The sequence below is a fragment of the Kineococcus anabasis genome, assembly GCF_054590795.1.
Window position 1 is genome coordinate 292162 of the sequence record NZ_BAAIHU010000002.1, and the last position, 24687, is coordinate 316848.

Genomic DNA, 24687 nt, shown 5'->3' on the forward strand with positions numbered 1-24687 from the left:
CCCTGGGCGCCCCGGCCGCCGATGTCCGGCTGCCGCCGCCCCTGGTGTTCGACGGGGACGCGGAGCGGGTGGTGCGCTCGCCACGGCCGGACGTCCTGTGCCTGAACTCGTTCGGCGTGGAGCTCGAGGTCGCCTGCCGGCCGCACGTCGGGTGGACGGTGGACTACGGGGACTTCGATGCGGGCTCCCGGGGACGGCTGAACCTGCGGCAGGCGCTGCTGGGCATCGACGACGGGCGACCCGACGTTCCCGCCGACGCCGTCGACCTTTCGCGTCTCGCCGCAGTCCTCGCCCGGCACATGGACCTGTCCGACGAGGACCTCGCCGACCTACCCCGTGTCCACCCTGCTCCCCCCGGGTTGTCCCGCCTGGGGCCCACCCCCCGCGTCGACGCCTACGAGTGGGTGAGGGAGCGGGACGGCCGCCGCGCTTACCTCGTGAACTGGGTGGCGGCATGGCTGCGGTGGCGCGGGTTCACCGAGTGCACGACGGTCATGCGCGGTAGCCGGGAGGTCGTCAGCGATCCGTGGCTGGTGGTCTCTGTGCACGCCGGGGAGGCCCAGGTGGCACTGGCTCTCGTGCAACGCGCCCACGCCCAGGCGGCGCTCGCCGGAAAGCGCGCGGTCGTCGTCACCGGCAGCTCCCTGTCGGAGCCCGCCCGGAGGTGGGCCGACCAGGCCGGTGTCATGGTCCTCGGGTGCGCCAACGGTGTCCCACAGGCTCTGAACAGCGTGGCAGCCGCCTACCTGACCGAGCCGGATCCACTGCCCGCCCGGTGCGACGAGCAGCGGTGCCAGTGGTTCGGCCGTCAGCGCGATTCGTACATGCCGCCCTGCCCCGACGACGAGGGGCGGGACTGGGAACGCTTCGACCCGCCCCGACTCACAGGCGACGGCGAGGCCTTGGTGGGGCCGGCCGGAGGCGACAGGGGTTCTCTGCACTCTGATCCCACTGATCCGGAGCCGACGTTCGAAACTGCTCGCGAGGGGTCAGGAGGCGACGTGATCGAGGAGAACCAGGACGCCGGTGCCCGCGCGGCCGGCGTAGAGTCTGAGGACCCGTGGCCGACTCTTTTCGACGACCCAGTTGCACCGGCGCTGGATCCTCCGCGCCTCGGGACGGACGAGGACCACGACGGCGACGAGGACGACGAGGACGACGAGCCGGGACCACAGGAAGGATGCCTTGGCGACCTCGACGACCTGGCGCGCGACCTGTTCAGCTTCTGGGTGGGTGGTGCCGAGTTCGAGTGGGCCGAGTACGCGTGGTGGGCGCTGACCGAGAAGGGGCTCGCAACGTAGGAGAGCGAGGTCGACCGGGTCTACGCCTGCGCGCGGCTGGGCGTCCTCGTGGCCCTGAACATCGAGTTCGCCGCCCGGGCCTTCGACGAGGGCAGCCCCGGTGACTGGTGCCACCAGGGCTGGTCCTTCGAGGTGGACCCCGTCGCCCTCGGCCGGGTCGCAGAACGGGAGGGAGTCTGGTGCGAGTGGGAGCCCGAGGAGCCGGGTGACCTCATGGGGCAGCTGATCCGCGCCCAGCACGGGACGGTCGTCAGGGCCCTGGTCGACGTCCTTGGCGAGAACCTCCTCTTCGCCTCTCTGTGGGCGTCGCGGTCGTCACGGACGAGGTACCCCCTCTCCGACGAGCGGTACTTCGACGCCGTGAACGGCGAGGACATGGGTGGGAAGTCGGATGCGTACATGTGGCTGTCCGACGGAATGGAGCTGTAGGCGTCACCCGCCACAGCCAGCGATCCCCGGCGGTGTCGCGACGATGCCCTCGCGCGAGAACCTGTCGTGGGTGCCCGCCGTGGTGCCCTCCCGGGAGGCCACCGTCGAGCTCGCCGCCTGGGTGCTCGCAGACCCCGCCGCCCTCACCTCGGTCGCTTGTCGTGGAGCGGTTGCTGCGCAGTACGACGGACGTGCTGCGCGTCCTCGTGGTCCGCTCCGGGGCGGCGCAGGCACGTGGACGTGCCGCGCCTGCGCAGCGTCCCACGCCCGGTGCGCCGCGTCCTCCTCAATGCCCTCGACCGGCTCGACCGGCCATCGCGGCGGAGGATATGCGCCGCCGCCGGCTGTGGTTGCACGCCCGGGAGGTACTGCACCCCTTCGAGCGCGCCGCCGCCCGCGCACGGCCGCGGCCGTCGCGGCACCGACGTGCGCGCCCTGCCCTCGCTCGCTCGGGTTCCCACCGCGGCGGGAACCGCTGCCGCTGCTGCTGCGCGGCGGCCGGCTCGTGCTGCAGCCGGCCGCCGCCCTCACCGAGGGGTGCCTCGCCGCTGGCGACGTGCCCCGGGCGGTGGCGACCCTCGCGACCCGCTTCGGAGAGCTCCTGCGCCGCCTCGACCACCTGCTGCGCCTGGCCACCGAGGGGGCGGAGGAGGACACCGCCGCGGCGGTCCCGGCGGCGCTGCGGAAGGCGGTCCCGCACGTCTCGCCGGCCGTCCTGATTGCCGCGCTCGGGCCGGTCCGCGCCCGCGCGGCGGAAGGACTCCACACCCGCGCCTTCTTCCCGAAGGTCGGCGCCGCCCGTGTGCAATATCGTGCCCGAGAAGCGCGCCGCACTCCCTGCTCCGGTGGTCGCGCGGGCTGTGGACCTCCTGCAGGAGGTGGCGCTGCGCCGTGCGGCTCGCCCGGCCCGGTGGCCGTGGCGCTTCTCGAGGAGGACCTCGCCGGGCTCGTCGCGCCCTTCACAACGCGCACCGCCTTCCGAGCGCTGCCCATCCTGGGATGCGGCTCCGAGCGCCCACTTCCGGCGAGCCGCACCGTGCGGCTGGTCCTGTTCTGGACGCTGTCCACCCGCCCGGTCGACATCGACCTGCCCGCGGCGTTCTCCGACGTGGACTGGTGGCACATCGGCACTTGCGGTTTCGCCCGGCTGCCGTTCGCTCGCGGGCGGCCGTTCACTTTGGCGACCTGATCGATGCACTGCCGCTCGACGGCGCTTTGAAGTTCGTCGACCTGGACCCGGTGGCGCGGCGCAGGGCGGGTATGCGCCATGTCGTGGTCGTTGTCCCCAACTACAACGACGTGCCGTTCACCCGTATGGCGGAAGCACTCACGGGAGGGATGAGCCGGACGGGCGTAGGTGCCGTCTTCAACTCCCGGTCGGTCGAGCAGCGCTTCGACTTGACGGCGCAGGAACAGGCCATCGCACCGCTGGTACTGGACCTGCGGAGCGGTTCACTGTGCTGGCTCGACGTCTCACAGAGCGTCACAGGCATCACAGCGAGACCTTGCCCTGCTGCCGGCCGGCCTGGCGTTTTGCGTGCGCAGGGATGTGGACCTCGAGCTGTGCGCGGAGGTGTTCGCTCTATACCCCAGCGCGCTGGACGCCTCGGCGCTATGGCTGCTTGCGGGAGTGGACCTTGCAGGGTGCTCATATCGGGGACGGGCTGAGCCGCCCCGGCGGGGACGTTCGGCCGCGCCACGCCCGCGTGCCGCCCGCACAACGTCCCCACCTCGCGGCACCTGGTTGGGGGTGGGGACGTCGTGTCGCGACACGCCCGCGCGCCGCGCGCAGAACGTCCCCACCCCCGGCCGCGCCTGGGCTCCCCGGGCGCCCCGGGCGCCCCGGGGGCTCAGGTCGTCGGGGAGGCGGCGTAGGTGGCGAGGGAGACCCCGGCGTAGTGGGCGGCGAAGCCCACGACGGTCAGGGCGTGGAACACCTCGTGGAAGCCGAACCAGCGCGGGGACGGGTTGGGCCGCTTCAGGCCGTAGACGACCGCCCCGGCGGTGTAGGCCAGGCCACCGGCCAGCAGCAGGACCGTCGGGGCGAGGCCGCCGGTGCGCAGGAAGTCCCCGACGTACCCCACCGCCACCCACCCGAGGGCCGCGTAGACGGGGGTGTACAGCCAGCGGGGCGCGCCGACCCAGAAGACGCGGAACGCGATGCCCGCCAGCGCCCCGGCCCACACGAACACCAGCAGCGTGCGCGCCTTCCCCTCCGGCAGCATCGTCACGCTGAACGGCGTGTACGTCCCCGCGATGATCAGGAAGATGTTGCTGTGGTCGAGGCGCCGCAGGACGGCCGCGGCGCGCGGGGACCACGTGCCGCGGTGGTAGAGGGCGCTGGTGCCGAACAGCAGCGCGGCGGTGACGGCGAAGACGAGGGCGGCGCGGCGCGGGTCGCCCGCCGGGGCCAGCCACACCAGGACGGCGCCGGCGACGACGGCCGCGGGGAACGTCCCGGCGTGCAGCCAGCCGCGCAGCTTCGGCTTCACGGCGTCGACGGCGGCTGCTGCGGACTCCGCCGCGGACTCCAGGCTCATGGCCCGAGGCTACGTTACGGAACCGTAGGTTCGGGCCGGGCGGCGCTGCCCGGCCCGCGGCAGGAGCGCTGTAGCGTGAGCGGCGATGGGCCTCCGCGATCTGCTCTACGGCGCGTACGGGCGACGCCTCGAGGCCTCGCTCGACCGGTCCGTCCTGCCCCGGCACGTGGCGATCATCCTGGACGGCAACCGGCGCTGGGCCAAGGCGTTCGGCGCGCCGACCGCGGACGGGCACCGCGCGGGCGCGGACAAGGTGCTGGAGTTCCTCGGCTGGTGCGACGCCGTGGGCGTCGAGGTCGTGACGCTGTACCTGCTGTCCACGGACAACCTCAACCGCCCGCCGGCGGAGCTGGCCCCCCTCCTCGACATCATCTCGGACACGGTCTCGCGGGTGGCGGCGACGGGCCGCTGGCGGGTGCACCCGGTGGGGGCGCTGGACCTGCTGCCGCCGGGGATGGCCGCGCACCTGGCGCAGGTGCAGCGCGCGACCGCCGGCAACGACGGCTACCTCGTCAACGTGGCCATCGGCTACGGCGGCCGCCGCGAGATCGCCGACGCGGTGCGGTCCCTGCTGGTGGAGCACGCCGCCAGGGGCACGTCGATCGAGCAGCTGGCGGAGGTGCTGGACGTGGACCACATCGCCGCGCACCTGTACACCCGCGGGCAGCCGGACCCGGACCTGGTGATCCGCACGTCGGGGGAGCAGCGGCTGTCGGGCTTCCTGCTGTGGCAGAGCGCGCACAGCGAGTTCCACTTCTGCGAGGTCCTGTGGCCGGACTTCCGGCGGGTGGACTTCCTGCGGGCGTTGCGCTCCTACGCCCAGCGCGAGCGCCGCTACGGCAGCTGAGCGGCTCCCCGCGACGCGCGCCCGCCCGGCTGGTGCGCGCGGCGGCGTGCTCCCGTAGCGTCGGGCCCGCCGGGCGGCGCGGGCCGCCGGCTCGGGAGGGTCGTGTGGTGGCAACGGTGCGGGGCCGCAGGTGCTCCTCGTGCCGGCGACACCGTCCGGCCGCGGTCCCGGTCCACCGCTGAGGGGGCCGGGCTGGGCCCGGTCCCGGGACGGGAGACGCTCGTGCAGATCGACCCCATGCCCGGCGCCCACGTGAGCGCAGCCCCGCAGGACACCCTCCCCGGCCCCGCCGCCACGCCCGGGGCGGCACGCCGCACGTTCGTGCTGGACACCTCCGTGCTGCTGGCCGACCCGGACGCGCTGACGCGGTTCGCCGAGCACGAGGTGGTGCTGCCGGTGGTCGTCATCGGCGAGCTGGAGGGCAAGCGGCACCACCCGGAGCTGGGCTACTTCGCCCGGGAGTCCCTGCGCAGGCTGGACGACCTGCGGGTGCTGCACGGGCGGCTGGACGCGCCGGTGCCCGTGGGGCAGGTGGGCGGCAGCCTGCGGGTGGAGCTGAACCACTCGGACCCGTCCTCGCTGCCGGCGGGGCTGCGCCTCGGCAGCGGCACGAACGACACGCGCATCCTCGCGGTGGCCCGCTCCCTGGCCGACGAGGGCGCGGACGTGACGGTGGTGTCGAAGGACCTGCCGCTGCGGGTGAAGGCGGCGGCGGTGGGCCTGGCGGCGGAGGAGTACCGGGTGGGCCCGGCGGTGGACTCCGGCTGGACGGGTGTGGTGGAGCTGGGCGCGACGGCGGAGCAGGTGGGGGAGCTGTACGAGTCCCAGCGCCTGGACCTGGACGAGGCGCGGGAGCTGCCGTGCAACGCGGGCGTGGTGCTGGTGTCCTCGCGCGGCTCGGCGCTGGCGCGGGTGACGCCGGGCAAGGAGCTGCGGCTGGTGCGCGGGGACCGGGAGGCGTTCGGCCTGCACGGGCGCAGCGCGGAGCAGCGGATCGCCCTGGAGCTGCTGCTGGACCCCGAGGTGGGGATCGTCTCCCTCGGCGGGCGGGCCGGGACGGGCAAGTCGGCGCTGGCGCTGTGCGCGGGGCTGGAGGCGGTGCTGGAGCGGCGCCAGCACCGCAAGGTGGTGGTGTTCCGGCCGCTGTACGCGGTGGGCGGGCAGGAGCTGGGGTACCTGCCGGGCGGTGAGGCCGAGAAGATGAACCCCTGGGCGCAGGCGGTGTTCGACACCCTCGAGGCGGTGGTGAGCCCGGAGGTGGTGGCGGAGGTGCTGCGCCGGGAGATGCTGGAGGTCCTGCCGCTGACGCACATCCGGGGCCGGTCGCTGCACGACGCGTTCGTCATCGTGGACGAGGCGCAGTCCCTGGAGCGCAACGTGCTGCTGACGGTGCTCTCGCGGGTGGGGCAGGGCAGCCGGGTGGTGCTGACGCACGACGTGGCGCAGCGGGACAACCTGCGGGTGGGGCGGCACGACGGGATCGCCGCGGTCATCGAGGCCCTGCGGGGGCACCCCCTGTTCGCGCACGTGACGCTGACCCGCTCGGAGCGCTCCCCGGTGGCCGCGCTGGTGACGGAGCTGCTGGGCGGTCTGGAGGTCTGAGGAGGCAGGTTGCTCCGCGGCCGGGTGCGACACGTGTGAGATACCGCACAAAAATCGACAGTCTGTAGTTGATATCCGATCAGATCGTGACCAAACGGGGGCCCTCGGTTTGAGGACGCCGGGGTCGGTTGGCACGGTGAGGCCGACAGCACCCCGTCCCGACGGGCCGTCGTGTCCCCCGCGAGGGGGTCGGCGGCCCGTCGTGCGGGTGCCACGGGCACGCCCGCGGTCCCCGCACCCGGCCCCACGACCGCCACGCCCCGGCGTGGTGGGGGCCCGGGACGGCGGTGGCGACACGCGCCCGGACGTGGCCGGGCGGTCGAGGAAGGCACTCCTTGGCGCTCCGCGCTCGCTCCGCCCGCAGGTACGTCCCCAGCCACCGCGCCGCCGCGGCCCCGCCGCCGCTGGCGCGCACGGCCCGTCGCGCTCTCGGCCCCGTCCTGGTGCTGTGCACGACCGCGGGCCTGGTCGGGGCCGCGTCCGGAACCGCCGCCGGGGGTCAGCCCCGCGACCGCGTCGCGGGGCACCGGGCCCAGGCGCAGGCCTTCCAGGAGGACCTGGAGCGCGCGGCGCGGGAGGGGCGGGTGGCCGCCCAGCAGGACGCCGCGGCACGGCTGTGGTCGCGGGAGGCCGGGCGCAGGGCCGCCCGCGACGCCCGGCTCGCCGAGCAGGCCCGGCTGGAGGAGGAGGCCCGCCGCGCCGAGGCCGCCCGCCTGGCCGAGGAGGCCCGCCGCGCCGACGCCGCCGAGGCCGCCCGCTCCGCCGAGCGCGACCCGCGCGGCGCCGCCCGCATCCTGGCCGCCGAGCGCGGCTGGGGCGAGGAGCAGTTCTCCTGCCTCGACAAGCTGTGGACCAAGGAGAGCGGCTGGGACCCGTCGGCGGACAACCCGACCTCCAGCGCCTACGGCATCCCGCAGGCGCTGCCCGGCAAGAAGATGGCCTCCGAGGGCGAGGACTGGGAGACGAACCCGCTCACCCAGATCCGCTGGGGGCTCGGCTACATCGAGGGCCGCTACGGCAGCCCGTGCGCCGCGTGGGGACACAGCCGCTCGCACAACTGGTACTGACGGACCGGGCCCGCGGGCCCGGTCCGTCACCGCGCCCCCGGCGGCCCCGCAGCGTGGCGGGGCCGCCGGGGGCGCCTCAGCCCCCGTCGCCGCAGCGGCAGTCGAACAGGGTGCACAGGGCGCCGCGCAGCTGCCCCTCGCCGGCCAGCGGCGCCGCGAAGGACCCGCGCAGCTGGACCGTCGAGCCGGTGAGCGTGCAGAGCACGTCCACGCCGTGGCGGTCCAGGCCCGTGACGGCCACCTCGCGCACCTGCCGGGCCTGCTCCAGCGGCAGCTGCCGCAGCACCCAGGTGATGAGCCGGTCGCGGTGGTGGGCCTCCAGGTGCGCGACCGTGCCGTGCTCCTCCGCGTAGAAGGGGTCCGGCAGGGCGGCGGCGTAGGCCTCGTCGGGGACCAGGTGCACGCCCGAGGACGTCGTGACGCGCAGGTCCGCGACGTCGAGGCGGACCAGGCGCCGGCCCGACCCGATGTCCAGCAGGGCCGCGGTGGGCTGCGCGGCGCCGGCCGCGAGGCGGCGCTGCTCGGCGAGCGGCACCACGTCCACCCAGCCGGTGGCGCAGAGCCGGGCGCGGGGGATGCCGGACAGGCCCGGCGGCACGTCGAGGACGTCGAGGACCGCGGGCACGTCGTGGCCGGGGCCGGCCGCCGCGACGAGCTCGTCGAGCCGGCCGGCGAGGGGGCCGCCCTCGTCGACGAGCAGGAGCACCTCGCCGCGGCTGCCGGTGAGGTGGCGCACGGCGAAGGGCTCGGTGCGGGAGGCCGCCGCGCAGGTGGTGTCGTCGCCGGCGTGCGGGCTGCGGGGCAGGTGCAGGGTGCCGGCCACGGAGCCGCAGGCGAGGGTGCGGGCCCACTCGGCGGGCGACAGGCGGGGCGCCGGGGGGGCCTCCGGCTCGCGGGTTCGGGGAACCTCGGCGGAGCAAGTACGATGGTCTGTGGCGTGGACCGAGCCGGTGCTCATGCCGGTAGTCGTGGTGATCCGTGGGGACATGGTGAGACCTCGGGGCTCGGAGAAGCGTCGACCTGGACGTTGTCGGGGTACTCGGACATCTCCTGACTGGAGACCTCCTCGGCTAAGGTCAGGGTAACCTAACCGATCTGGAGGTGTTGTGAACAACGCTCGACCGAAGGTGCGGATCAGTCGCGCACTGGGTGTGGCCCTCACGCCCAAGGCGGCTCGCTTCATGGACCGTCGTCCGTACCCGCCGGGCATGCACGGCCGCAAGCAGCGCAAGCAGTCCGACTACGCGATGCAGCTGCGCGAGAAGCAGCGGCTCCGCTACCAGTACGACATCAGCGAGACCCAGCTGCGTCGTGCGTACGACCTCGCCAAGCGCAAGGCCGGCAAGACCGGTGCGAACCTGGTGACCCTGCTGGAGACCCGCCTCGACGCGGTGATCTGGCGCTCCGGTTTCGCCCGCACGATCTACCAGGCCCGCCAGATGGTCGTGCACCGCCACGTCATCGTCGACGGCCGCCGGGTGGACCGCCCGTCCTACCGGGTCGTGCCCGGCCAGGTCGTCGAGATCGCCCCCCGCAGCAGGACGAAGACGCCGTTCATCGTCGCCGCCGAGGGTGGCTGGTCGGACAACGAGATCCCCGGCTGGCTCGACGTCAAGCGCCAGGAGCTGTCGGCGACGATCCTCGCCCAGCCCGTGCGCGAGCAGATCCCCGTGACCTGCGACGAGCAGCTCGTCGTGGAGTACTACTCCCGGTGATGCAGTCGGGGGGGAAGAGCTTCGTGGACCTGCTCGCCGAGCAGGTCGTGTCGGAGTTCTTCGCGCACCAGCAGTACGTCGCGCTCGCCGTGTGGTTCGACTCGCACGACCTCAAGCAACTGGCGAAGCACTTCTACGCGCAGGCGCTGGAGGAGCGGAACCACGGGATGATGTTCGTCCAGTTCATGCTGGACAGGGGCATCCCCGTGACCGTCCCCGGTGTCGCCCCCGTGCGCAACGACTTCGGCCAGGTGCGGGAGCTCATCGCCCTCGCCCTGGAGCAGGAACAGCTGGTGACCCGTCAGATCGAGGGCCTGTTCGCCGCAGCGCGGCGCGACGGGGACTTCATCGGCGAGCAGTTCACCCTCTGGTTCCTCAAGGAGCAGGTCGAGGAGGTCGCCTCGATGACGACCCTCCTCGCGATCGTCGACCGTGCGGGCGACGACCTGTTCAAGGTGGAGGACTGGCTGGCGCGCGAGAGCGTCGCCGAGACAGCCGACCCGTCCGCGCCCACCGTGGCGGGCGGGGCCGCCTGAGGGCGGAACAACTCCACACGAGAGGGGGGGGGGGGGGGGGGGGNCCCCTCTCGCGTCCCCGCGCCCGCCCGCAGCCGGGGCGGGCGTGCCCGTCAGGCCTTCGGCGCCGTCATCGACATCACGTCCAGGGCGGCGTCGAGCTGCTCCTCGGTGACCTCCCCGCGCTCCACGAACCCCAGGGCCACCACCGCCTCGCGGACCGTGGTGCCCTCCGCCACGGCGTGTTTGGCGACCTTCGCCGCCGCCTCGTACCCGATGGCGCGGTTCAGGGGCGTCACGATCGACGGGGAGGACTCCGCGTACCGGCGGCAGCGCTCCACGTCCGCCTCCAGGCCGTCCACGCAGCGGTCCGCCAGCAGCCGCGCCGCGTTGCCCAGCAGGCGCGTGGACTCCAGCACGTTGCGCGCCATCACCGGGATCATCACGTTCAGCTCGAAGTTCCCGCTCGCCCCGGCCCACGCCACGGTCGCGTCGTTGCCCACGACCTGCGCGCACACCATGAGCACGGCCTCGGGCACCACCGGGTTCACCTTGCCCGGCATGATCGACGAGCCCGGCTGCAGGTCCGGCAGGCGCAGCTCCGCCAGGCCCGTGCGGGGGCCGGAGCCCATCCAGCGCAGGTCGTTGGAGATCTTCGTGATGCTCACCGCGACCGTCCGCAGGGCCCCGGACAGCTCCACCAGCCCGTCCCGGGCGCCCTGCGCCTCGAAGTGGTCCACCGCCTCCGTCAGGGGCAGGCCGGTGTCCTGCGCGAGCAGGGCGATGACCCGCTGCGGGAAGCCCTTCGGCGTGTTGATGCCCGTGCCCACGGCGGTGCCGCCCAGGGGGACCTCCGCCACCCGCGGCAGGGTCGACCGCACCCGCTCGACCCCGCGGCGGACCTGCGCGGCGTAGCCGGCGAACTCCTGGCCCAGCGTCACGGGGGTGGCGTCCATCAGGTGGGTCCGCCCGGACTTCACGACCTGCGCGAGCTCGTCCCGCTTGCGCTCCAGGGACGCCGCCAGGTGCTCCAGCGCCGGCACGAGGTCCTGCACCACCGCCGCCGTCGCCGCGACGTGCACCGAGGTGGGGAAGACGTCGTTGGAGGACTGCGAGGCGTTGACGTGGTCGTTGGGGTGCACGGGGCGGCCGAGGCGCTCGCTCGCCAGCGTCGCGATGACCTCGTTGGCGTTCATGTTCGACGACGTGCCCGAGCCGGTCTGGAAGATGTCGACGGGGAACTCGCCGTCGTGCGCCCCGCCCGCCACCTCCTCGGCCGCGGCGGCGATCGCGTCCGCGACGTCCTGCTCCAGCACGCCCAGCTCCGCGTTCGCGACCGCGGCGGCCTTCTTGATGCGCGCCAGGGCCGCGATGTGCGCCTTCTCCAGGCCCGTGCCGCTGAGGGGGAAGTTCTCCACCGCGCGCTGGGTCTGCGCCCGCCACCTCGCGGCGGCGGGGACGCGGACCTCGCCCATCGTGTCGTGCTCGATCCGGTACTCCTGCTGAGCGTCATCGGCCATGCCGCTCATCCTGCCAAGGGTCCGCACGAGCGCGTACAGGTGGTAGTCGAGGTCCCGCCCCGCGCGGGTCACGACGACCTCCTCGTGCAGGGTGCGCCCGCCGCCCGCGGCCACCGCGGCCGAGCCCAGCGCCGCCGCCAGGGCGGGGGAGGGGTGCGCCGACCACACCGACAGCACCCCGCCGGGGCGCAGCCTGCGCGCGGCGGCCGCCAGGAAGGCCCCCCCGTACAGCGGGGCGTTGTGCTCGTGGACGAGGAAGTCCGGGCCGTTGTCCACGTCCAGCAGGACCGCGTCCACCGACCCCCCGGGCAGCTCCCGCACGGTGCGGGCGACGTCCCCGACGGTCACGGCGGTCCGGGGGTCGGCGAGCACGGCGGCCACGGTGGGCAGCAGGCCGCGCCCGGCCCACTCCAGCAGGACGGGCTCGATCTCCACGACGTCGAGGTGGTCCACGCGCGCGTCGGCCAGCACCTCGGCGGCGGTGAAACCGAGGCCGAGGCCGCCCACCAGCACCCGCAGGGGCCCCGCGGGCAGCAGCCGCAGCGCCCGGGAGGCCAGGGCCCGCTCGGTGCTGGCGTCCCCGGTGTCCATGAGGAGCACGCCGTTGACGAGGAGCTCGCGGCCCTGCGGGTCGGGCGGACCGTCCCCGGCGGGCAGATCCCGCAGCACCACCTCACCGAGCACCCCGCGGGCGCGTGCCAGGACGGCCACCGTCTCCTCCTCGTCGTCGCGTGCCACGGCACCCGCGCCGGTGCGCGGGAGCCGGGACCACCCTCCCGCGGCCCGCGGCCGGTCCCGACCGCACCCCCTGCCGCACCCCTTCTCGCACCCCGTGTCGCACACTGAGAGTGCTGCTCCGGGTGCGGTGGGTCGCGTGAGCGGGAACACGCCCCGACCGGGTGCCTTCCCCGGCCGCGCACGGGCCGGTGCCTCGCTATCGTGCGCAGGTGCGGCGCCGGGAGGGGCCGCGTCTGCGGGCACCGGAGCGGCGGAGGGCGGAACGTGGTGGGTGACGCGCTGCTGCAGGTGCGTGGGCACCACGACGGCCGCTGTGCGCTCGCCGACCCCACCGCCTCCCCGGCCGTCGACGTCGGCCCGCCGCGCCCGGCGGAGACGGCACCGCTGCCGGCCGTGGGGCCGGCGCTGCGCACCACCGTCCACCGGGACCTCGCGGCCGTCGACGTCGCGCAGTGGCGGGAGCTCCTCACCGCCGCGGGTGCCTCCTTCTTCTCGGGGCCGGACTGGCTCGGCGCCGTCGACGAGCACCTCGGTGGGGGAGCTCCGCTGCTGGTCGCGGTCCGCTCCCGCGGCCGGCTCCTGGCCCTGGGCGCCTTCACCCTCGCCGGCACGGCACGGCGCCCGGTCGTGACGTTCCTCGGCAGCGGCGCGAGCGACTACGGCACCGTCCTGGTCGCCGGGCCCCGGGTGGTGCAGGGCGGTTCCGTCGTCGACGCCGTCCTCGACGCCGTGGTCGCCGCCCTGCCCGAGGCGCTGTTCGACCTGGAGCAGGTGCGCTCCGACGACCCGCTGCTGCCGGACCTGCTGTCCTGGGCGCTGCGCCGCGGGTACGGCCTGCGCACCCTGCAGCAGGCGGTGTGCACGTCCGTGACCCTGCCCCCGACGGTGGCCCGGCACGACGAGACCCTCCCCGCGGCGGTGCGCCGCGGGGAGCGCAGGCAGCGCCGCCGTCTCGCGGAGCGCGGGCCCGTGCGCCTGGTCCCCGACCTGCTGGCCGGCGCCGACCCGGACGCGCTCGTGGCCGAGCTGGCCGCCGTGGACGAGGCGCACCCGCACGCCGAGCGACGCCACCGGCCCTGGTGCGGGAACTCGGGGGCGCTGCTGGCCCGGGTGTGCGCCACGACCCCGCGCGAGCAGGTGTGGCTCAGCGGACTGCGCGTCGGCTCCGAGCTCGTCGCGTACAACCTGGCCTTCGCCGGTGAGGGCGTCGTGTACGGCTACCTGCAGTCCTACCGGGCGGGTTACGCCTCCTGCGGTCCCGGGTCGCTGCTCCTGCTGCACCTGCGCCGGCGCAGCATCGCCTCGGACCGCACCGAGCTGGACATGCTGCGCGGCGAGGAGGACTACAAGCGCCGCCTCGCCCCGGGCGCCGTGCGCGAGCGGGCCAACGTCCGCGTCGTGCTGACGCCGGGGGGCCGGCCGCCGCTGCCCGCGGTCCTCGACCGCCTCAGCCTGCTGCGGCGCACGTTCCGCGACGAGGTGCGCTCCAGCCCGCTGCTGACCCGCTGCGCGGACGGGGTGGCGGTGGGCTCCGCGGGGGTGGAGCGCGCCCTGGCGGCCACCGGCCGGGTGGGCCGCCGCCTGCGCTCCGCGGCCCTGGCACACCGCCCCGGGCGCTGAGCCGGCCCCTCCGCGCCGCGGTCCGGCAGCGGGCGCGGCGGCCCGCACCCACCGGCACGGTGCCCGGGAGCGCGGGCGCTCCCGGGCACCGGCACCCTCAGGCCCCGAAGGCGTCCAGCTGCTCCCTGGTGGGCGGCACCGCCCCGGCGCGGGTGCAGGTGGACGACGCCGAGCGCACCGCCCGCGCCAGCACCCGCCGCAGCGCCGGTCCGCCCAGCTCCCGCAGCCGCCCGGCGGCGTCCGCGCCGAGCAGGCCCTCCAGCGCCAGGCCGTCCAGCAGGCCGGAGGAGAACGCGTCACCCGCGCCCACGGTGTCGACCACCGCCGTCGCGGGGGCCGGCTCCGTGACGACCTCACCGGAGGCCGTCACGGCGACCGCGCCGTCCCCGCCGCGGGTCACCACGACCAGGGACGGGCCGAGCGCCACCCACGCGCGGGCGACCTCCACGACGTCCTCGCCCGGCGCCAGCCACGCCAGGTCCTCGTCGCTGGCCTTGACGACGTCCGCGAGGGCGACGATCTCCTCGACCTGCGTGCGGGCCCGCTCCGGCGCGGGCAGGAACGCGGGCCGCACGTTGGGGTCGTAGCTGACCGTCACCCGTCCCCGTGCGGCGCCCAGCAGGTCCCGCACCGCGGCCGCACCGGGCTCCAGCGCCGTGGCGATGGAACCCGTGTGCAGGACGTGGGCGTCCGCCGGCAGCTCCACCGGCGCCAGCTCCCACCGCACGTCGAACTCGTACGCCGCCCTGCCCTCGGCGTCCAGGCGGGCCAGCGCCACGGACGTGGGCAGGGCGTCCACGGCGCCGGGGGACAGCCGGACCCCCGCGCCCGCCAGGTGCTCGCGGACCGCGGCGCCGTGCGCGTCATCCCCGAGGCGGGTGACGAGCAGCGCGTCGGCGCCCAGGCGTGCCAGGCCGTACGCGACGTTCAGCGGGCTGCCGCCGACGTGCTCGGAGACGCCCCCGCCGGCGCCGTGCACCACGTCGACGAGGGCCTCCCCGACGACGACGGCGCGCAGCCGGGCGGGGTCCTGCCCCGCCCCCGGCCCGGCCACCCGTTCCGCCACCCCTCCGGTCACCGCGCGGCGGTGAAGTCGACGGAGGCGTAGGCGCGCAGCTTCGAGAGGCGGTGCTCGGACTCCACCCGGCGGATCGTGCCGGACTTGGAGCGCATCACGAAGCTGGAGGTGTGGATGGTGTCGCCGTCGTAGCGCACCCCGTTGACCAGCTCGCCGTCGGTGATGCCGGTGAGGACGAAGTAGCAGTTGTCGCTGCGCACGAGGTCGTGCGTGTCGAGGACCGCCTGCAGGTCGTGGCCGGCGTCGAGGGCCTTCTGCCGCTCGTCGTCGTCGCGGGGGGCCAGGCGGCCCTGGATGGTGCCGCCCAGGCAGTGCACCGCGCAGGCGGTGATGATGCCCTCCGGGGTGCCGCCGATGCCGAGGAGCAGGTCCACCCCGGTGCCCTCGCGGGCCGCCATCACCGCGCCGGCGACGTCGCCGTCGGAGATGAACTTGATGCGGGCGCCGGCGTCGCGGATCTCCCGGGCGAGGTCCTGGTGGCGGGGGCGGTCGAGGATGCAGACGGTGATGTCCTCCACCCAGCGGCGCTTGGCCTTGGCGAGGCGGCGGACGTTCTCCTTGACGGGCAGGCGGATGTCGACGTGCTCGGCGCCCTCGGGGCCGGTGACGAGCTTCTCCATGTAGAAAACCGCCGAGGGGTCGTACATGGTGCCGCGCTCGGCGACGGCCATGACGGAGACGGCGTTGCTCATGCCGCGCGCGGTGAGGGTGGTGCCGTCGATGGGGTCGACCGCGACGTCGCACTCGGGGCCGTTGCCGTCACCGACCCGCTCGCCGTTGAACAGCATGGGGGCGTCGTCCTTCTCGCCCTCCCCGATGACGACGACGCCGTTCATGCTGACGGTGCCGATGAGGGTGCGCATGGCGTTGACGGCCGCCCCGTCCGCGCGGTTCTTGTCGCCGCGCCCGACCCAGCGTCCGGCGGCCATGGCGGCGGCCTCGGTGACGCGGACGAGCTCGAGGGCGAGGTTGCGGTCGGGCGCCTCGCGTCCGACGGCGAGCTGCGGGGGGAGGAGCTGGGGGCTGCTGGTCATCGGTGTGTCTCCCGGTTCGGCGGCGGCCCGCCCGATCGTAGCCACCGCACGCGTCTGAAATGTTTCAGGCGGCGGCTTGACCGGTTGAGCCGCCGTCGGGAGCGGGGACGTGCCGGACCACCCCGGCGGGGCGTGGAAGATGGGGAGGTGGAATCCGTGCGTCCCGACAGGTCCCCGCAGCCCGACCACGAGGTGGCCGGGGCCCCGGCTGCCGGCGACGCCGCGCAGGGCGCCGCGGCGGACGCCGCGCAGGGCGCCGCGGCGGACGCCGCGCAGGGCGCCGGGACGGCGGGGGAGCAGCAGGTCGCCCCCCGCCGCCGCGGCGGCGGCACCGCGCGGGACATGGTGCTGTCGATGCTGGTGATCCTCGCGCTCGTCGCCGTGGTCCTGCTGCTCCTGCCGCGGCCCAACGCGGTGGAGCAGCCGCCGGTGGACGTGCGCTCGGCGGCGGTGGCGGAGGCGCGCAGGCTCCCCTTCGACCCGGTGGTGCCCGCCGCGCTGCCCGAGGGGTGGAAGCCCACGTCGGCGGACTCCCGGCGCTCCACCGACGACGTCCTCGCCTGGCACATCGGCTACGTGACGCCGCAGGGGAAGTACGCCGCGGTGGAGGTGGCGGTGGACGCCACACCGGGCTGGGTGAAGGCGCAGACCTCCAGCGGGGGCCCCACGCAGGCGCAGCAGCGCACCGTGGGCGGCGTGCCGTGGCGGGAGCTGTACCGCGAGGACCGCGACCGCAGCACCCTGCTGCGAGAGGACGGCGGGACCACCACGCTCGTGACGGGCGGCGCGGACTTCGAGGAGCTGGCGGTGCTGGCCGGTGCCGTGCTGGCGGGGGAGCGGGTGCCGCGGCCGGTGCGCTGACCGGCGCGGCGCAGACCTCGCGGGCCGACCCGCGCGACCCGCCGGCTCAGCCCTCCCCGCCCTCCGCGCCCGTGCGTGCGGCCTCCAGCCGGGCCCGCGCACCGTCCAGCCACCGCTGGCAGCGGTCGGCGAGGGCCTCCCCGCGCTCCCACAGGCGCAGGGACTCCTCCAGCCCGGTGCCCCCGGTCTCCAGCCTGCGCACCAGCGCGACGAGCTCGTCGCGGGCCTCCTCGTAGCTGAGGGCCTCCAGCGAGGGGTCGGGGGTCGCGGCGGGCGGGGTGTCGGGGGTGCTCACGCGGGGAGCCTAGGCGCGCGGCCCGACAGCGGTGGCGGCCAGGTCGCCGCCGGCCAGGCGCACCCGCAGCGCCTCACCGGCGCGCACGGCGGCCGGGTCCAGCACGACGGCGCCGTCCTCGCCCTGCACGACGGCGTAGCCGCGGGCCAGCGTGGCGGCCGGGGACAGGGCCGTGACCTGCCGGCGCAGGTGCTCCACCTCGTCGGCGCCGCGGTGCAGGCGGGCCGCCAGCGCGGTGCGGGCGCGCTCGCGGGCCTGCCCGACCTCCGCGGCGTGCTGGTCCAGCCGCTGCCCCGGCTGCGCGAGCGCCGGGCGGCTGCGCAGGGCGGCCAGCCCGGCCTGCTCGGCGTCCAGCCGGTTCAGCACCGCCGCGCGGGCGCGCTCGCGGGCCTGCCGCAGCCGGGTCAGCTCCTCCGCCATGTCGGGCACGACCCGGCGGGCGGCGTCGGTGGGGGTGGAGGCCCGCACGTCCGCCACGAGGTCCAGCAGCGGGGTGTCGACCTCGTGCCCGATGGCGCTGACGACGGGGGTGCGGGCCGCGGCGACCGCCCGCACGAGCGTCTCGTTGCTGAAGGGCAGCAGCTCCTCCACGCTGCCGCCGCCGCGGGCGATGACGATGACGTCGACCTCCTCCACCGCGTCCAGCTCCCGCAGCGCGGCGGTGACCTCGGCGACGGCGTTCACGCCCTGCACGGCGACCCCGCGCAGCTCGAAGCGCACGCCCGGCCAGCGCAGCCGCGCGTTCTCCAGGACGTCGCGCTCGGCGGCGCTGCCGCGCCCGCACACCAGCCCGACGACGCGGGGCAGGAACGGCAGGCGCTGCTTGCGCGCGGTGGCGAAGAGGCCCTCGGCGTCGAGCTGCCTGCGCAGGGCCTCCAGCCGCGCCAGCAGCTCCCCGACGCCCACGGGGCGGATCTCGCGGGCCTGGAGGTTCAGGCTGCCCCGCTTGGGCCAGAACGTCGGCCTGGCGTGCAGCACGACGCGGGCGCCCTCGCCCAGGCCGTCGGGAAGCGACGCGCGCAGCGAGCGCAGCACGTTCTTGGGCACGAGCGCCGACATGGACATCTCCACGTCGGCGTCCCGCAGCGTGAAGTAGGCCATGGTGCCGGCGGAGGAGTCCTTCAGGCCGACGACCTGCCCCTCCACCCAGACCGGGGACATCTTCGCCACGTAGGCCTCGACCTTCGTCGCCAGCAGCCGCAGCGGCCAGGGGCGCTCGGCGGTGGTGTCCGCCGCCTTCTCCGGCAGGGGCTCCGGCTGTGCAGGTCCCGTGCCGTTGTGGGTGCTCACGCGCCGATCGTAGGAGGGCCGTCCGACGGCCCACCTACCATGGGAGGCGTGACGACCCCCGTGCCGCCCGCCGCCGCGCAGTCCGCCGAGCCCGCCGCCCGCGCCGCCGGCGCCTCCCCGGCGCCCGCCCCCGGCCGGGTGCTGCTGGCCGCCCCGCGCGGCTACTGCGCCGGTGTCGACCGCGCCGTCGTGGCCGTCGAGCAGGCGCTGGAGCTGTACGGCGCCCCCGTCTACGTGCGCAAGGAGATCGTGCACAACAAGCACGTCGTGCAGACGCTGCAGAAGCGCGGCGCGATCTTCGTGGGGGAGACCGACGAGGTGCCCGAGGGGGAGACCGTCGTCTTCTCCGCCCACGGGGTGTCCCCGGCGGTGCACGCGCAGGCCGCGGAGCGCTCCCTGAAGACCATCGACGCCACCTGCCCGCTGGTGACGAAGGTGCACAAGGAGGCCGTCCGCTTCGCCTCCGACGACTTCGACATCCTGCTCGTCGGCCACGCCGGGCACGAGGAGGTCGAGGGCACCGCCGGGGAGGCGCCGGAGCACATCCAGCTCGTCGACGGCCCCGACGGCGTGGACGCGGTGCAGGTGCGCGACCCCGAGAAGGTCGTGTGGCTCTCCCAGACCACCCTGAGCGTGGACGAGACGATGGAGACCGTGCGCCGGCTGCGCGAGCGCTTCCCCGCGCTGCAGGACCCGCCGAGCGACGACATCTGCTACGCCACGCAGAACCGGCAGGTGGCGGTGAAGAAGATCGCCCCCGAGGCGGACCTCGTGATCGTCGTGGGCTCGGCGAACTCCTCCAACTCGGTGCGCCTCGTGGAGGTCGCGCTGGAGGCCGGGGCCCGGTCCTCCTACCGGGTCGACAACGCCGGGGAGATCGACGAGGCGTGGCTGGCGGGGGTGGGCACCGTCGGTGTCACCTCGGGCGCCTCGGTCCCGGAGATCCTCGTGCGGGAGGTCCTGGAGTGGCTCGCCGAGCGCGGCTACGGCGACCTGCAGGAGGTCACCACCGCGCAGGAGGACCTGATGTTCTCCCTGCCCAAGGAGCTGCGGAAGGACCTGAAGCAGCACCGCCGCCAGCTGCCCCTCACGCCCGCCTGAGGTCCTCCTCCGCCGCGGCGGCGTCGTCCAGCAGCTCCGGCGCCGCCAGGGGCCGCACCGCGTCCTCCAGCGGCTGCGGGGCGGGTAGGTCCGCGTCGGACAGGTCCAGGTCGCGGATGCGGCGCGCGGAGACCAGCACCCGGCGCTCCAGCGTGCCCACCAGCCGGTTGTAGTCCTCCACCGCCCGGTGCAGCGTGCGGCCCAGGGCCGAGGTGTTCCCGCCGAGGGTGCCGAGGCGGTCGTACAGCTCCCGGCCCACCTCGAACAGCTCCCGCGCGCTGCCCGCGACGGCCTCCTGCTGCCACGTCAGCGCCACCGTGCGCAGCAGCGCCAGCAGCGTCGTCGGGGTCGCGAGGACCACCCGCCGGCCCATCGCGTACTCCAGCAGCGACGGGTCCGCCTCGCACGCAGCGGCGAGGAACGCCTCCCCGGGGATGAAGCACACGACGAACTCCGGCGACAGCTCGCACGCCGTCCAGTACTCCTTCGACGCGAGCGAGTCCACGTGCCCCCGCAGGACCCTCGCGTGCGCGGCCATCTTCGCGCTGCGCTGCCGCACGTCGGAGGTCTCGCCCGCCTCCAGGTACGCCGCGAGCGGGGCCTTGGCGTCCACGACGACCTGCTTGCCGCCGGGCAGGTGCACCAGCAGGTCCGGCCGCACGGGGCGCCCGTCCCGGTTCCTGCCGGTGGTCTGCTCCGTGAAGTCCACCCGGTCGAGCATCCCGGCGTGCTCCACGACGCGGCGCAGCTGCACCTCCCCCCACGTGCCGCGCGAGCTGGAGGAGCGCAGCGCCCCGGCGAGCTGCGCCGTCTGCTCGTGCAGCGCCGCCGAGCCCGCCTGCACCGCCGCGAGCTGCTCGGCGAGGCGGGCGTACTGCTCCACCCGGTCCCGCTCCAGCACGCGGACCTGCTCCTCCACCCGGCCGAGCGAGGAGGCCACGGGGGAGAGCACGGACTCCAGCTCCCGGCGGCCCTCCGCGCCGGCCTCCAGGTCCGTCACCCGCCGGGCGAGGAGGTCCCGCTCCACCCGCAGCGCGGCCTGCTGCGGGGCCGTGCGGGCCCGCAGCGCCAGCCAGCACAGCAGCGCGCCGAGCAGGACGCCCAGCAGCAGCGTCAGGAGCAGGGTGGTCGGGTCGGCCTCGGGCACGCAGGGCACTGTGCCAGGCCGGCCGGACAGGGGGCCCGGCGGAGGCGGCGCGGCGACGCACCGGGTGCGCCCGGACGGTAGGCTCCTGCTCCCGTGGCCCTCACCATCGGCATCGTCGGACTCCCCAACGTCGGCAAGTCCACGCTCTTCAACGCGCTGACGAAGAACAACGTGCTCGCGGCGAACTACCCGTTCGCGACGATCGAGCCCAACGAGGGCGTCGTGCCGCTGCCCGACCCCCGGCTGGAGAAGCTCGCCGGGATCTTCGGCAGCGCCCGGGTCCTGCCCGCCACCGTCACGTTCGTCGACATCGCCGGCATCGTGCGCGGCGCCAGCGAGGGCGAGGGCCTGGGCAACAAGTTCCTCGCCCACATCCGCGAGGCCGACGCCATCTGCCAGGTCACCCGCGCCTTCGCCGACCCCGACGTCGTGCACGTCGCCGGCACCGTGGACCCCGCCGACGACATCTCCACCATCCACACCGAGCTGATCCTCGCGGACATGCAGACCCTGGAGCGGGCGGTGCCGCGGCTGGAGAAGGAGGTCCGCGGCAAGAAGGCCGACCCGGCCGTCCTCGCCGCCGCGAAGGCCGCGCAGGCCGTGCTGGACTCCGGCCGCACCCTGCGCGCCGCCACCGCCGCCGACGGCATCGAGGCCGAGCACCTGAAGGAGCTCGGCCTGCTCACCACGAAGCCGTTCATCTACGTCTTCAACCTCGACGAGGCCGCCCTCGTCGACGGGGCCCGCAAGGCCGAGCTGTCCGCGCTCGTCGCCCCCGCCGAGGCGGTGTTCCTCGATGCGAAGCTGGAGTCGGAACTGGCGGAGCTGGATGCCGAGGAGGCCGCGGAACTCCTCGCCAGCGTGGGGCAGGAGGAGTCCGGCCTCGACCAGCTCGCCCGCGTGGGTTTCGCCACCCTGGGGCTGCAGACGTACCTGACGGCAGGGCCGAAGGAGTCGCGCGCCTGGACGATCCGCACGGGCTGGACCGCCCCGCAGGCCGCCGGTGTCATCCACACCGACTTCCAGCGCGGGTTCATCAAGGCCGAGGTCGTGAGCTTCGAGGACCTCGTGGACGCCGGTTCGATGGCCGAGGCCAAGTCCCGCGGCAAGGTCCGCATCGAGGGCAAGGACTACGTCATGGCCGACGGCGACGTCGTGGAGTTCCGTTTCAACGTCTGATCCCGGAGGTCCTCGACCGGGCCGCGGTCCGGTCGAGGACGTTCCCGGGCGCCCCCGCAGCGACCCCTACGATGCCTCGCGTGGGAACCGGGCGGTCCGAGGACGGCGGTGACCGTGAGCTGCTCGCCATGTCCCTGCTGGTGGTGGCATGGCTGCTGCTGCCGTCCTACCTGATGCTGGAGTCCATCACCGCGACGGTGCTCCCCGAACCACCGGGTTCCGCCGCGCGGGCCGACGACTTCGCCTGGTGGTCCATCGTCCTGGGCGTCGGTCTCCCCGTGACCGGCGCAGCGATCGGCCGGCTCCACCGCGTCGGCTGGACGGTCTGCTTCTCCCTCGCCGCTGCGGTCTACCTCGGGTGGGCCGCTCTGTTCGCCGTCAGCGCCCACGGGATCCCCGCCCCGCCGTGGCGCGGCCCGTCCACCTGACGGAACCCTTCCCGTCCGCCGCCCGCGGGCGCGGCCCGCGGTGGGTCAGCCGTCCGTGACCGTCTGAGGCACCAGGCGCTGCTCGGTGCCGCGGCGCCACTCCACCAGCAGGGCGGTGGCGTCGTCCTGCAGCACCCCGTGCTGGTGGTCCAGGACGGCGCGGCGCATCCGGCGCAGGGTCTCGGGTGCCGGCTGCGCGGCGGCGGCCTCCTGTTCCAGGAAACCCGCCAGCCCGTCGATGCCGAGCAGGGTGCGGTCGGCGCGGCGGGCCTCGATGAGACCGTCGGTGTAGAACAGCACCGCGTCGTCGGCCTGCAGGACCTCCCCGGTCACGCTCGGCTCGCCGCCGAAGTCCCAGCCGAGGGGGAAGGACGGGGCGGCGTCCAGGGTCTTGACCACCGTCGCGTCGCGCAGCAGCAGCGGCGGCGGGTGCCCGGCGCTGATCCAGGACAGCCGGCCCGTGGGCAGGTCCAGTTCCGCGACCACGGCGGTGACGTGCCGCTCACCGCCGAACATGCCCAGCACGGCCTCGTCCATCGCCGCGTACGTGGCGGGCAGGTCCGCCCCGTCGATGCGGGCGTGGCGGTAGGCGGCCAGCGCGACGGTGGTCACCGTGGAGGCGGACAGGCCGTGCCCCATGCCGTCGAACACCGCCAGGTGCACGAGGGAGTCGTTCACGGCGTAGTCGAAGGCGTCGCCGCCGTTGTCGTAGGCCGGCTCCAGCATCGCGGCCACCACCAGCCCGTCGGTGGCGTACAGCAGGGGCGGCAGCATCGAGCGCATCAGCTGGCTGCCCACCGTCATCGAGCGGGTGCGCTGCACCCGCTCGAAGACGTCGCCGTACAGGCCCTTGGACACGATCGACTGCGCGACGAGGTGGGCGTAGCGCTCGCAGACGGCCACCAGGTCCACGTCCACCTCCCCCTGCGGGGCGGGCAGCGTCATCTCCAGGACCCCGAGGCGGTCCGTGCCGTCCAGCAGCGGCAACCACACCCGCCGCTGCGACCGCCCCCGGGCGTCGGGTCCGGCGTCGGCGGTGACGACGCTCGTGGTGATGAAGCAGCGCCCGGCCATCGACCCGTCCAGCGGCTGCGGCGGGCGCCGCGGGGAGTGCCGGCTGGGCACCGGCATCAGCGCGGTGAACTCGTGGTTGACCAGCGACATGACCACGTCGCCGGCGCCCAGGCACGACTCGGCCTCCTCCACCACCACGTCGGGCAGGTCGGAGGGCTGGGAGAGGTGGGTGCGGCGCAGCAGACCGGAGAAGAGCCGGGCCGCGGCGACGTCGGCGTCCTCACGTCCTGGCACGTCGCTCATCCTCACACGCTGTAGAGGTGTCGCGACCGGGAACGGGTGAGGTGCCCGCCGCCCGGCCGAGGACGCCCTCGAACCCGTCGAGGAGCCGTCGGACCCCGAACCCCACGAGGGCGTCGAGGTCGAGGTCGAACGTGTCGTCGGCCGCCATGCGCCGCACCGTCGGGTGGGTTCCGGCGGGAGCGGCCTCGTGCAGCCGGCCGAGGTGGGCGCGCACCCACTCCTCGCTGGTGACGCCGGTGTCCGCCTCGGCGAGGGTCTCCGCGTCGAGGTCCACGGCGGCGCCCCGCAGGAAGGTGAACAGCGTCACGTGCACGGTCATCGCCGTGGCCGTGTCGGCGCCGTCCCCGCAGAGCGCGGCCAGGACCCGCTCGGTGTGCGCCAGCGCGCTGGGCACCATCTGCGGCCTGGTCACGGACATGGCCGCGGCCAGCCACGGGTGGCGGCGGAAGCTCGCCCAGGTGACGTGGGCCGCGGCCTCCAGCGCGGCCCGCCACCCACCGGGGCGGTGTTCGGGCAGCTCGACCTCCCCGAACGCCGCGTCGACCATGAGCCACAGGAGGTCCTGCTTGCCGCCGAGGTGCTGGTAGAGGGACATGGGCGCGACACCCAGCTCGGCGGCGACGCGGCGCATGGAGACCGCGGCGAGGCCCTCGGTGTCGGCCACCGCCACCGCGGCCCAGGCGATGCGCTCGCGCCACGCGGGAACCCGGCCCGGGCGGTGCCGGGCGGCGCTCCCCCGTGCCTGCGGGTGGGGGAGCGCCGCGGCGGGCAGGGCCGCGGGCGGGGCGGGGGCCACGACGACGGTGCCGACGCCCGGTACCGGCCGCGCGAGCCCCTCGGCCCGCAGCAGCGCCAGCACCCGCGTCGCCGTCGCCATCGCCACGCCCCACCGGCGGGTGATCTCCCGGGTGGAGGGCAGGCGCCCGCCGGGGGCCAGGCGCCCGGCGGCGATGTCCGCCCGGAGCTCGGCGGCGATGCGCGCGGACGCGGTCTCGGCCACGGGACCTCCGGTGCACCAGTGCGGGGACGGGTGTGCGGCGCACGCCCGCGCCGACCGTACCGC

The 24687-nt window shown here is 75.2% G+C and carries 23 protein-coding genes; 13 read left to right on the top strand and 10 right to left on the bottom strand.

The features are described from left to right. The first annotated feature begins 116 nt into the window (after positions 1-116). The 3 genes from ACYQBY_RS04810 (at position 117) to ACYQBY_RS04820 (ending at position 2919) form a co-directional block, all read left to right on the top strand. Entirely contained in the window at positions 117-1301 is a 1185-nt protein-coding gene (locus ACYQBY_RS04810) for a hypothetical protein (RefSeq protein WP_459642689.1), read from the top strand. Between the two features lie 48 nt (positions 1302-1349). Then, positions 1350-1730 (top strand): hypothetical protein, encoded by a 381-nt coding sequence (locus ACYQBY_RS04815; protein WP_459642690.1) that lies wholly within the window; start codon positions 1350-1352, stop codon positions 1728-1730. A gap of 568 nt (positions 1731-2298) precedes the next feature. Then, positions 2299-2919, top strand: a complete 621-nt coding sequence (locus ACYQBY_RS04820; RefSeq protein WP_459642691.1) for a hypothetical protein — start codon at positions 2299-2301, stop codon at positions 2917-2919. A 661-nt stretch (positions 2920-3580) separates the two neighbouring features. On the opposite strand, the gene trhA is transcribed toward ACYQBY_RS04820, so the two are convergent. Then, complete coding sequence (gene trhA / locus ACYQBY_RS04825) at positions 3581-4270, bottom strand: PAQR family membrane homeostasis protein TrhA (RefSeq protein WP_459642692.1); 690 nt, start codon at positions 4268-4270, stop codon at positions 3581-3583. 85 nt (positions 4271-4355) lie between these two features. On the opposite strand from trhA, the gene ACYQBY_RS04830 reads away from it, so the two are divergent. From ACYQBY_RS04830 to ACYQBY_RS04840, 3 genes are all read left to right on the top strand, one after another. After that, positions 4356-5117, top strand: a complete 762-nt coding sequence (locus ACYQBY_RS04830; RefSeq protein WP_459642693.1) for an isoprenyl transferase — start codon at positions 4356-4358, stop codon at positions 5115-5117. A 237-nt stretch (positions 5118-5354) separates the two neighbouring features. Further along, a complete protein-coding gene (locus tag ACYQBY_RS04835) occupies positions 5355-6719 on the top strand; it encodes a PhoH family protein (protein ID WP_459643113.1) in 1365 nt (454 codons plus the stop codon). Positions 6720-7054: 335 nt separating this feature from the next. Beyond that, entirely contained in the window at positions 7055-7786 is a 732-nt protein-coding gene (locus ACYQBY_RS04840) for an aggregation-promoting factor C-terminal-like domain-containing protein (protein ID WP_459642694.1), read from the top strand. A 76-nt stretch (positions 7787-7862) separates the two neighbouring features. On the opposite strand, the gene ACYQBY_RS04845 is transcribed toward ACYQBY_RS04840, so the two are convergent. Next, positions 7863-8774 (bottom strand): DUF2470 domain-containing protein, encoded by a 912-nt coding sequence (locus ACYQBY_RS04845; RefSeq protein WP_459642695.1) that lies wholly within the window; start codon positions 8772-8774, stop codon positions 7863-7865. 118 nt (positions 8775-8892) lie between these two features. Between ACYQBY_RS04845 and rpsD the strand changes: the two genes are divergently transcribed. After that, positions 8893-9501: a 30S ribosomal protein S4 gene (rpsD, locus tag ACYQBY_RS04850; RefSeq protein ID WP_459642696.1), complete on the top strand. Its 609-nt coding sequence runs from the start codon at positions 8893-8895 to the stop codon at positions 9499-9501. Then, entirely contained in the window at positions 9501-10037 is a 537-nt protein-coding gene (locus tag ACYQBY_RS04855; protein ID WP_459642697.1) for a ferritin, read from the top strand. The genes rpsD and ACYQBY_RS04855 overlap by 1 nt, the downstream gene beginning before the upstream one ends. Positions 10038-10129: 92 nt before the next feature. Here ACYQBY_RS04855 and ACYQBY_RS04860 read toward each other — a convergent pair whose 3' ends face one another. Next, positions 10130-11536, bottom strand: coding sequence for a class II fumarate hydratase (locus tag ACYQBY_RS04860; RefSeq protein ID WP_459643114.1), 1407 nt, complete (start codon positions 11534-11536; stop codon positions 10130-10132). A 1002-nt stretch (positions 11537-12538) separates the two neighbouring features. Between ACYQBY_RS04860 and ACYQBY_RS04865 the strand changes: the two genes are divergently transcribed. Continuing rightward, positions 12539-13894 (top strand): GNAT family N-acetyltransferase, encoded by a 1356-nt coding sequence (locus tag ACYQBY_RS04865; RefSeq protein ID WP_459642698.1) that lies wholly within the window; start codon positions 12539-12541, stop codon positions 13892-13894. Between the two features lie 97 nt (positions 13895-13991). Here ACYQBY_RS04865 and ACYQBY_RS04870 read toward each other — a convergent pair whose 3' ends face one another. Further along, positions 13992-14972, bottom strand: a complete 981-nt coding sequence (locus ACYQBY_RS04870; RefSeq protein WP_459642699.1) for a carbohydrate kinase family protein — start codon at positions 14970-14972, stop codon at positions 13992-13994. Next, positions 14969-16006, bottom strand: a complete 1038-nt coding sequence (glpX, locus tag ACYQBY_RS04875; RefSeq protein ID WP_459642700.1) for a class II fructose-bisphosphatase — start codon at positions 16004-16006, stop codon at positions 14969-14971. Before glpX ends, ACYQBY_RS04870 begins: the two co-directional genes overlap by 4 nt. A gap of 156 nt (positions 16007-16162) precedes the next feature. Here glpX and ACYQBY_RS04880 point away from each other — a divergent pair, with 156 nt between their 5' ends. Then, positions 16163-16867 (top strand): DUF4245 domain-containing protein, encoded by a 705-nt coding sequence (locus ACYQBY_RS04880; protein ID WP_459642701.1) that lies wholly within the window; start codon positions 16163-16165, stop codon positions 16865-16867. A 46-nt stretch (positions 16868-16913) separates the two neighbouring features. On the opposite strand, the gene ACYQBY_RS04885 is transcribed toward ACYQBY_RS04880, so the two are convergent. Further along, positions 16914-17162: an exodeoxyribonuclease VII small subunit gene (locus ACYQBY_RS04885; RefSeq protein WP_459642702.1), complete on the bottom strand. Its 249-nt coding sequence runs from the start codon at positions 17160-17162 to the stop codon at positions 16914-16916. Positions 17163-17171: 9 nt separating this feature from the next. Beyond that, entirely contained in the window at positions 17172-18452 is a 1281-nt protein-coding gene (xseA, locus tag ACYQBY_RS04890; RefSeq protein WP_459642703.1) for an exodeoxyribonuclease VII large subunit, read from the bottom strand. Between the two features lie 39 nt (positions 18453-18491). Here xseA and ACYQBY_RS04895 point away from each other — a divergent pair, with 39 nt between their 5' ends. Next, complete coding sequence (locus tag ACYQBY_RS04895; protein ID WP_459642704.1) at positions 18492-19553, top strand: 4-hydroxy-3-methylbut-2-enyl diphosphate reductase; 1062 nt, start codon at positions 18492-18494, stop codon at positions 19551-19553. On the opposite strand, the gene ACYQBY_RS04900 is transcribed toward ACYQBY_RS04895, so the two are convergent. Beyond that, on the bottom strand, positions 19540-20700 hold the full coding sequence (locus tag ACYQBY_RS04900) for a DNA recombination protein RmuC (protein ID WP_459642705.1): 1161 nt from the start codon (positions 20698-20700) through the stop codon (positions 19540-19542). The genes ACYQBY_RS04895 and ACYQBY_RS04900 overlap by 14 nt on opposite strands. 93 nt (positions 20701-20793) lie before the next feature. Between ACYQBY_RS04900 and ychF the strand changes: the two genes are divergently transcribed. Together ychF and ACYQBY_RS04910 are read left to right on the top strand one after the other, a co-directional pair. Continuing rightward, positions 20794-21879 carry a redox-regulated ATPase YchF gene (ychF, locus tag ACYQBY_RS04905; protein ID WP_459642706.1) on the top strand — a complete coding sequence of 362 codons (1086 nt, stop codon included), beginning with the start codon at positions 20794-20796 and terminating at the stop codon, positions 21877-21879. A gap of 80 nt (positions 21880-21959) precedes the next feature. Continuing rightward, positions 21960-22307 carry a hypothetical protein gene (locus tag ACYQBY_RS04910; protein WP_459642707.1) on the top strand — a complete coding sequence of 116 codons (348 nt, stop codon included), beginning with the start codon at positions 21960-21962 and terminating at the stop codon, positions 22305-22307. A gap of 45 nt (positions 22308-22352) precedes the next feature. Here ACYQBY_RS04910 and ACYQBY_RS04915 read toward each other — a convergent pair whose 3' ends face one another. Then, positions 22353-23615, bottom strand: coding sequence for a PP2C family protein-serine/threonine phosphatase (locus ACYQBY_RS04915; RefSeq protein ID WP_459642708.1), 1263 nt, complete (start codon positions 23613-23615; stop codon positions 22353-22355). Further along, positions 23602-24624, bottom strand: a complete 1023-nt coding sequence (locus ACYQBY_RS04920) for a TetR/AcrR family transcriptional regulator C-terminal domain-containing protein (protein ID WP_459642709.1) — start codon at positions 24622-24624, stop codon at positions 23602-23604. Before ACYQBY_RS04920 ends, ACYQBY_RS04915 begins: the two co-directional genes overlap by 14 nt. Positions 24625-24687: the final 63 nt, after the last annotated feature.